Origin of the sequence: Prosthecobacter sp., from assembly GCF_044373815.1 — a bacterium.
Taxonomy (GTDB): domain Bacteria; phylum Verrucomicrobiota; class Verrucomicrobiia; order Verrucomicrobiales; family Verrucomicrobiaceae; genus Prosthecobacter.
Map to the genome: position 1 here is coordinate 1 of NZ_JBIPNG010000303.1, position 8,119 is coordinate 8,119.

At 60.9% G+C, this 8,119-nt stretch carries 5 protein-coding genes; 2 read left to right on the plus strand and 3 right to left on the minus strand.

The genetic code is table 11. From position 1 onward, the window contains the following. The coding region (locus tag ACIREA_RS21110; RefSeq protein WP_397384332.1) for a hypothetical protein at positions 1-2,446 on the minus strand (2,446 nt) is incomplete at its 3' end. Positions 2,447-2,607: 161 nt separating this feature from the next. Between ACIREA_RS21110 and ACIREA_RS21115 the strand changes: the two genes are divergently transcribed. Then, entirely contained in the window at positions 2,608-2,967 is a 360-nt protein-coding gene (locus ACIREA_RS21115; protein WP_397384333.1) for a cupin domain-containing protein, read from the plus strand. A 115-nt stretch (positions 2,968-3,082) separates the two neighbouring features. Here ACIREA_RS21115 and ACIREA_RS21120 read toward each other — a convergent pair whose 3' ends face one another. Together ACIREA_RS21120 and ACIREA_RS21125 are read right to left on the minus strand one after the other, a co-directional pair. Next, on the minus strand, positions 3,083-6,160 hold the full coding sequence (locus tag ACIREA_RS21120) for a PSD1 and planctomycete cytochrome C domain-containing protein (protein WP_397384334.1): 3,078 nt from the start codon (positions 6,158-6,160) through the stop codon (positions 3,083-3,085). Positions 6,161-6,202: 42 nt separating this feature from the next. Then, positions 6,203-7,156: a phosphatidate cytidylyltransferase gene (locus ACIREA_RS21125; RefSeq protein ID WP_397384335.1), complete on the minus strand. Its 954-nt coding sequence runs from the start codon at positions 7,154-7,156 to the stop codon at positions 6,203-6,205. A gap of 96 nt (positions 7,157-7,252) precedes the next feature. On the opposite strand from ACIREA_RS21125, the gene ACIREA_RS21130 reads away from it, so the two are divergent. After that, positions 7,253-8,116, plus strand: a complete 864-nt coding sequence (locus ACIREA_RS21130; RefSeq protein WP_397384336.1) for an alpha/beta hydrolase — start codon at positions 7,253-7,255, stop codon at positions 8,114-8,116. Positions 8,117-8,119: the final 3 nt, after the last annotated feature.

Here is an 8,119-nt window from a genome sequence, read left to right on the forward strand (position 1 = left end):
GCGCCGGTTTGTTTTTGGTGAGCACGAGTTCGGTGCGCGCACAGCCCATGGTGTGGATGTAGAGCTGGCCCTGATCCACATTGTAGCCTGAAACTCCCTGGCAGCGTGCCAAGTCAGGCAGGCCGGAGCTCGCGGGCAGGCGCAGGGTGCGGCAGTCACCGGCATTCAGGATGATCCAGTGATCCGCAGCGGCGCGCATGATGCGGGTGTGCCGGGCATCGCGCACGCTCGCGGCATAGGCTGCTGTGGTCATGGCATGCAGCGGTTGTTCCGAGCAGGCAGCGAAGGTTTTTTCGAGTGAAGCAAGGCCTGCTGCGGTGCGCACATCTGCGAAGCTGCAGCGAAGAGCGAGGGGCTCCATGCGGAGAGGCGTGCGTGAGCCTGAGGGGCAGGAGATGGAATCAAAGCTGGAGGTCGACGGAAGGCTCTCAATGCTCATGGCGCGGCAGTAGCTCAAAGCCTCGGAGGATGGAGCGACATTGGCAGGCCAGAGCATGAGGCTGACCTCCTTGCCCAGCGGCAGCAGGCGGCGATGGATGTAGCTCATGGAGCCGGCGATCTCGCGCTCCATGTCGTGACGGGTGGTTTTGGCGCGGTCATTGAGCTTGCCGGAGATGTCGATGCCAGCGGTCCATTGGGATGGACGTGAAAAGGAGTTCGAAGCGGCCTGAACCTGCAGCATTTCAAAAATGCTGCGGGCCACGTGTTCCAGCCGTGCGGCTTCGCCAGACTTCTGGCCGGGCAGCCAGGCGCGCATCTCGGCCTCGCAAACGGAAACAGTGACGGGCAGAAGATTGCGGCCGAGAATGCGGTCGCGCATGACCTCGGAGCACAGAGGGAAACCGGGAAGTGTGGAAGGGGTGGAGAAACCGGTGCTGTCGATGTGGCTGTAAAACACCCGGCGACCGGTGCGTGTGGTGGTGTCTGGCACCGGGAGGCTGCGGTCAGTACCGAGCCATTGAGTGAGGAAGGCTGGAAGATCGAGCTGTGAGGAGGCGGCCTGAGCAGCCGGATCAATCCATGCACCGCCCCAGCTGGTGAGGAAGGCCTGATCAAAGCGATGTCCGGTGCCCATGGCATCCTGGCCATAGAGACCCAGCACGATGTGGGAGTCTGCGGGGGCTGTGAGATCGAGAAAGCCGAGCGAGCGTGAGGTGATTTTCGTGTTCACACGCAGCAGGGAGGAATCCATGGCGACGACGTTCGTTTTGACGAGGCGTGCTGCAGGCTGGGCGCTGCCACCGAGGCCAAGATGCTGCAGGGCGAGATGGCGTGCGGCGGCGTCAGTCCATGGCATGCCGGTGAGAAGCAGTGGAATTTTCCGAGCACGCAGTGAAGGCAGCCAGGCGGCCAGGATCGTCTGCTGTTCAGCGCTGAGGACCAGGGTGGAGTCGAGGATGACGGCGGCGAAATCATGGTCTGCCGGCAGGAAGCTGGTGCCAGTGGCAGCACGGAAATCGAGTTCGCAGCCCAGCCATTCCAGGGACTGACGCAGAAGGCGTGAGGTGAGGGAGGCTGCAGAGTCGGAGGATTTTTCGCCGACGTGCTTTTCATCCCAGCCATGCAGCACCAGCACGCGGCGGGAGACTTCTTCCAAAGGACCAAGATTGACCCCGGTCAGCGCCGGAGTGGTGATGAAGGGAACCGCGCCGAGGCTGGTGAGACGCTGCGCGGCCTCACGGCAGGCGGCGCGGTCATCGGCAGAGGCATACTCCACGGCGAAAACGTGCAGGCCCTGCATCTGAACGGTGCGGATGAGGCGTGTGAGACGCTGTGTTTCCACGATGGGCGTCCAGTCCGCGACGCCGTTTCTGCCTTCGCGGGTGTAAACGCCGAGGGCGAGGAAGCCATTGGCGACATGAACGGCTTCCACGCCAAGCCCCAGACTGAGATCAAGCAGGAGATGCTTGTCCGGATAACGCTGGCGAAGGGTGGCGGCGAGCGAAAGAACGGCGGTGCGTGCTGCTGGAGTGGTTGCTTCAGCGCCGAAGCTGAGGACGAAACCGTCGAACCCTTTCTTCGCGGCCGGGTCTGCGAGGGCTTCGATCGCCCAGGGGACCCACTGGGGATCGGTGGGATCGATGATGCGGGTCTGCTGGTCTGAGGCGGAAGGTTTCGAGGACAACTGGCGGGCTGCGCCCTGCATGGCGGCACGTGTGCCGGTGCGGAAATGAGCGACGTCGAGCAGCGCGAAGTAGTTGTTTCCCAGTGCATGACCTGGCTCCATGTCGAGCTCCGCCTTGGGATTCAAAATGGCGAGGTCGAAGGCAGCGAGAGAGCGTGAATCAGGACGCAGCGATTGATCGACAAACAGGCTGCGGTAGGAGGGCAGATCCGATGCCATTCCCGGGATTCCCATCAGCCCCAAGAGGGCCACGACGCGGAGTTTCGACAGCAGGCCGGATGAAGAGCGCGTGGACCGGGAGGTGAGTGATGCGGGGTGCATGACAGGGTGCGTTGGGCTTTCAAAACTGCGAACGCTGTCACGGTAGAGTTTCAATAACTGTAAGCAATGTTCTAAACATTGGTTTACAAACAACTTACCTCGCTGACAGAACGCAGAAATCTGTCGCCAAACTCATCGTCGTGGGAATCATGACAGGCATCATGAATGGATCTCCTATTCGCACGTTTGCCGAAGGCATATTGATTGATCAGCCGTGGGGAAAACTTACGTGGCTGGCCTCGCGCGAGATGGGGAATTCCACCACGATGACGATGGGGCACGTGATCATTCCGGCAGGCCAGACGAACCCGCGTCACAGGCACCCCAATTGCGATGAAATTTTGCACCTGCTCAAGGGCCGATTGGAGCACAGTCTGGGGGATCAGGAATTCCTGCTCAATCCCGGTGACACGATCTCCATTCCTGTGGGTCAGTGGCACAATGCATGTGCGCTGGATGGAGTGGATGCGGAGATGGTGATCTGCTTTTCTTCGGCGGATCGGGAGACGGAGTTTGAGTGAGGAATGAGGCCGCCTTTTCAGGGCTCCAGAATGTGAAATGGCGGAGTGCTGCCGATAACCCAAGGCGTTGCCTTGGGCTGCGATAGGCCGCACCTTTGGTACTGGGGAATCAAACTCAGCCTTTGGTCACCACTTCGTCGAGGTTCAGGACGAGGTTTGCGACCATGGTCCAGGCGGCGAGTTCGGCGGGGTTGAGTTTTTCGTCGGGCGTGGATTCGCCGTAGGTGATGGCTTTTTTGGCTTCCTCGGGCTTGGCGGTGTAGGCGGCGAGCTGCTTCGTGAAGTCCTGGCGGATGATCTCGGCTTCCTGGGCGCTGGGGTAGCGGCCGGTGGCGCTGCGGAAGAGGGCGGTGATGCGCGCGTCGGTGCTGGTATTGGCCTGCATGACGTGCTGGGCGAAGTTGCGCGAGGCTTCAAAGAACTGGATGTCGTTCATGAGCGTGAGCGCCTGCAGCGGGGTGTTACTGCGCTCGCGGCGGAGGCAGTAGCTCTCGCGATTGGGGGCGTCGAACGAGGTCATGTTCGGCGGTGGGGCGGTGCGTTTCCAGAAGGTGTAGAGGCTGCGGCGGTACAGTGATTCGCCGTGGTCCTGGATGTAGTTGCGGGTGTTGCTGCCACCGAAGCCGACGGGCTCCCAGATGTTCTCGGGCTGGTAGGGCTTCACGCCTTTGCCGCCGATCTTGGGGCTGAGCAGGCCGGACACGAACAAGGCCTGATCACGCACGGCTTCGGCATCCAGACGGAAGCGCGGACCACGGGCGAGCAGGCGGTTCTCCGGATCCTTTTGCATCGCGAGGTCGGAGCATTGCGCGCTTTGCTGGTAGGTGTGGGAGGTGACGATCATGCGGACAAAGGCCTTCATGTCCCAGCCGCTTTCGCGGAAGGTCACGGCCAACCAGTCGAGCAGTTCAGGGTGGCTCGGGGGTTCGCCCTGGGAGCCGAAATCGTTGCTGGTCTTCACCAAGCCGGTGCCGAAGAACTGCTGCCACAGGCGGTTCACCTGCACGCGGGCGGTGAGAGGGTGCTGAGGGCTGACGAGCCATTTGGCGAGATCGAGGCGCGTGTAGTCGGCCTGTGCGGGGAGAGGGGGAAAGACAGCCGGGGTACCACGGGTGACCTTGTCCTTCGGTTTGTCATACTGGCCGCGATCCATCACGAAGCTGTCACGTTTTTCCGGCAGGTCGGCCATGATGAAGGTGGCAGGGATGACATCATCCAAGGTCTTCTTTTGGGACTCCAAGGCGAGTTTCTCGCCACGGGCACCTTCGACCAGGCTGCGTGCGCCCTGATACTCGTTTTCAAACCACCACTCCTTGAGCCGTGTGGCGTCTTTCTCGGGCCACTCGGCGGGCTTTTTGCCACGCACGAGAGTCTGCAGGTCGTTGGGGAGTTCGGCGACGCGCTTGCCCTGGTTTTTTTCAATCCATTTGCTCCATGACCACTGCGGATCTTTCGCCGGATCGACGCGAGAGGTCATGGCGAGCCGGTCCCAGTAAACGGTGCCGCCGAACTGGGTGAAGGCGTAGCCGCTGACCTTGATGCCGGGCTTCAGGCCCAGCCGTTCTGCGGGCACTTCCAGCTTCACCCACTCGCCTGCTTTGGGGAGTTCGCCCATTTGTACTTTTTCCGGTGTGCGCACCTGGCCGAAGGGGATGGCGCCTTCCTGGCCCCAGACTGCGCGGTGGTTCCAGCCGGCGGTGTGGAACTGCAGCATGATGGCCTTGGGTGGATTGGCGGGGTCGATGTAGCACTGAACGCTGAGCTTGCCGTTCGGTGGGATGTCGAATTTGGCGCCGCTGGTGAAGTAGTCCTGAGCCACACCTGTGGCGGTGCGCTTGAGTGAGGTGGTGCCGCTGAAAACGGGGCCCTTGTCCTTGGTGATGAGCTGGGTCGGTTCGCCTGCGACACCGACCTTGGCACCTGCCGGGAAAGCGTCTTCAAACCACACGAGCTCGCTGTTTTGTACCGGCGGTGGCGGGGTTTGTGTGGCGGGGTCGGTGTAGTTCAGTGATTGGATCGTCGCGCGGATTTTCGTTTGTGAGGCTACCAATTTTTGATCGAGCTCCGCGAGCTGTTTTTTCTGCTCGGCAGTGCTCAGGCGGAGGATGGGAGGGGTGAGGAGGATGTTGCCATCCATGGCGGGATCTGCGGTGCTGTTGAAGAAGGCGTAGAGTGAGTAAAACTCCTTCTGGGAGATGGGATCGAACTTGTGATCATGGCACACGGCGCAGCCGGCGGTGAGACCTATCCATACTGCCACGGTCGAGTCCGCGCGATCCACGGCGTAGCGGAAAATGAACTCTTCATTGATGCTGCCGCCCTCACTGGTGGTGACGTTGCAGCGATTGAAGCCGGACGCGATTTGCTGATCCACGGTGGCATTTGGCAGGAGATCACCGGCAAGCTGCCAGATGGTGAACTGATCGTAGGGCAGGTTGGCATTGAAGGCGCGCACGACCCAGTCGCGGTAGGGCCACATGCTGCGCTCGTTGTCGAGGTGCAGGCCGTGGGTGTCTGCATAGCGCGCCGCATCCAGCCAGAAGCGGCCCATGTGCTCGCCGTAGCGTTCGGATTTCAACAGGCGAGCGACGACTTTTTCATACGCATCCGGCGCTGAGTCAGCGATGAAGGCATCGACTTCAGCCGGCGTCGGTGGCAGGCCGGTCAGATCAAGCGTGACGCGGCGAATGAGGGTTTCTTTGGAAGCTGTGGGTGACGGAGGCAGGCCGTCTTTGGCCAAGCGGTCTTGAATGAAGGCATCGATGCCGTTCTGAACCGTTCCCTTCACCGCAGGCGGTGCCGCTTTGAGGGGCGCTTCGAAGGCCCAGTGTTTTTTGAACTCCGCGCCTTCTTTGATCCAGCGCTGCAGAATTTCCACCCGGGCGGGGGTGATGTGTTTGTTCGACTCAGGGGGTGGCATCACCTCATCCTCGTCTTTGGTCAGGATGCGCTGGATGACGGAGCTTGCCTCGGGGCTGCCGGGCTTGATGGGGAACACGCCTTCGATGGCCTTGTAGGCGACTTCCGGGACATCGAGCCGCAGATCGGCCTTCCGTTTCTTGGCGTCCAAGCCGTGGCAGGCGAAGCAGTTGTCACTGAGAATGGGCCGGATGTCTCGGTTGAAGTCGAGCTTCGTCGCCGCGGATGCGGTGGCGGTCAGAGCGGCAGAAACGATGAAGGCACGGAAAAGCATGGGGATGGTGTACGTCGCGGCCACCACCGTGCTTTCCAAGCATCACGCATCGAAGGTGTAGCGCACCACATGGAAAAAGACCGGTGCAGCGAAGCATAGGGAGTCCATGCGGTCCATGACGCCGCCGTGGCCGCCGATGGCGGTGCCCCAGTCCTTCACGCCGCGGTCACGTTTGATGGCGGACATGACAAGGCCTCCGGCGAAGCCCATGAGCACGATGATCGTTGCCATGCCTGCCGCCTGAAGAGGCGTAAACGGGGTGGCCCACCACAGCGCGGCACCGAGGCCCACGGTCGTCGCACCACCGCCGAGAAAGCCTTCCCAGGTTTTGCCGGGGCTTACCGTGGGCGCGATCTTGTGCTTGCCGCAGGTTTTACCCCAGACGTACTGCATCACGTCGCTCATCTCCACGACGGTGACGAACCAGAACAGCAGCTTGGCATTCTGGCCTTCAAAGCCGGGGATTTTGAGAAGAAGGAGAATCGCGGGCGCATGGCTGATGCAGTAGACGCAGATCATCAGGCCCCACTGGATTTTCGCAGTGCGCTCCAAAAAGCGATCGCAGTCACCGGCCATCGCTGTGCGCACTGGCACCAGAAGGAAGGCATAGACCGGGATCAAGATGGCAAACATGCCGTACCATTGAGTCGCCAAAAAGTAGTAGTGCAGCGGCGTGATGATGAAAAACACCCAGAACAGCGTGCGGTGATCCCCCGGTTTCGTTGGCGTGAGAGTGATGAATTCCCGTAGCGCCATGAAGGAGGTCAGACCAAACATGATCGTCGCACCCATGGGCCCCACGGCCAGCGCCCCGGCAAAGACGGCCACCATGCCCCACCAAGCCTTGGTACGTGCGTTTAGGTTTGCCACGGTGACCTTGGCGGAGTCCGATACAGCCCGTTTTGCCAGCACCCAGCCGATGACCGAAGCGAGGACGAGTACTCCCAGAGTGCCGCCGAGAAGATAGAGCAGTGCAGGGTCGGAAGTGAAATTCATGCCTGAGGTGAGATTGACCGCCATTCCGTTTATTTTGCAAACTGCATTCACAGGCCGCGTTGTAGCGGACATGAACCCGTGCGTTCAGATCCATTTATGCTGTTTCGTTCCTTTTTGCTCCTGTTTTTTCTGGCTCTCACACTGTCTGCCGCTGAACCGACCACCCACATTTACAAGAAGGCGGGTGAGCGTGAGTTGAAGCTCAGCATCGTCAATCCGCCGGACTGGAAAATCAGCGATCAACGTCCGGCGATGGTGTTTTTCCATGGCGGTGGCTGGGTGGGCGGTGGGCCGACTCAGTTCACCCAGCACAGTGACTATCTGGCCACGCGTGGCATGGTGTGCATTCAGGTGGAGTACCGGTTGATTGCGAAGGGCGACCAGGGGGCTCCCATCGATTGTGTGCATGATGCGAAGTCAGCGATGCGCTGGGTGCGTGGCCACGCGGAAGAGCTTGGGATTGATCCGAAGCGCATCGGTGCCGGAGGTGGCAGCGCGGGCGGGCATCTGGCGGCGTTTGTGGGCATGGTGGAGGGGCTGGATGACCCGCAGGACGATGTGAAAATCTCGCCGAGAGCCAATGCGCTGGTGTTGTTCAATCCTGTCTTCGACAACGGGCCGGATCAGGGCTGGGGCTATGCCCGAGTGGGTGAGCGCTTCAAAGAGTTTTCCCCGGCGCACAACATCAGTGCTGATGATCCACCGGCGATCATCTTCCTCGGCACGCAGGACAAGCTGATCCCCGTGGCGGTCGTGGAGCGCTTCAAGGCAAACATGGAAAAGGCGGGGGTGCGCTGTGAGGCGATCTTTTATGAGGGGCAGGGGCACGGCTTCTTCAATCCCGGCAAGGGTGGCAAGATGCAGTTTTACTACGAGACACTGCTGGCCACGGATAAGTTCCTTGCCTCGCTGGGGTGGTTGAAAGGCGAGCCCACGCTGCCAAAGCCCGCAGAACCTTGAGTA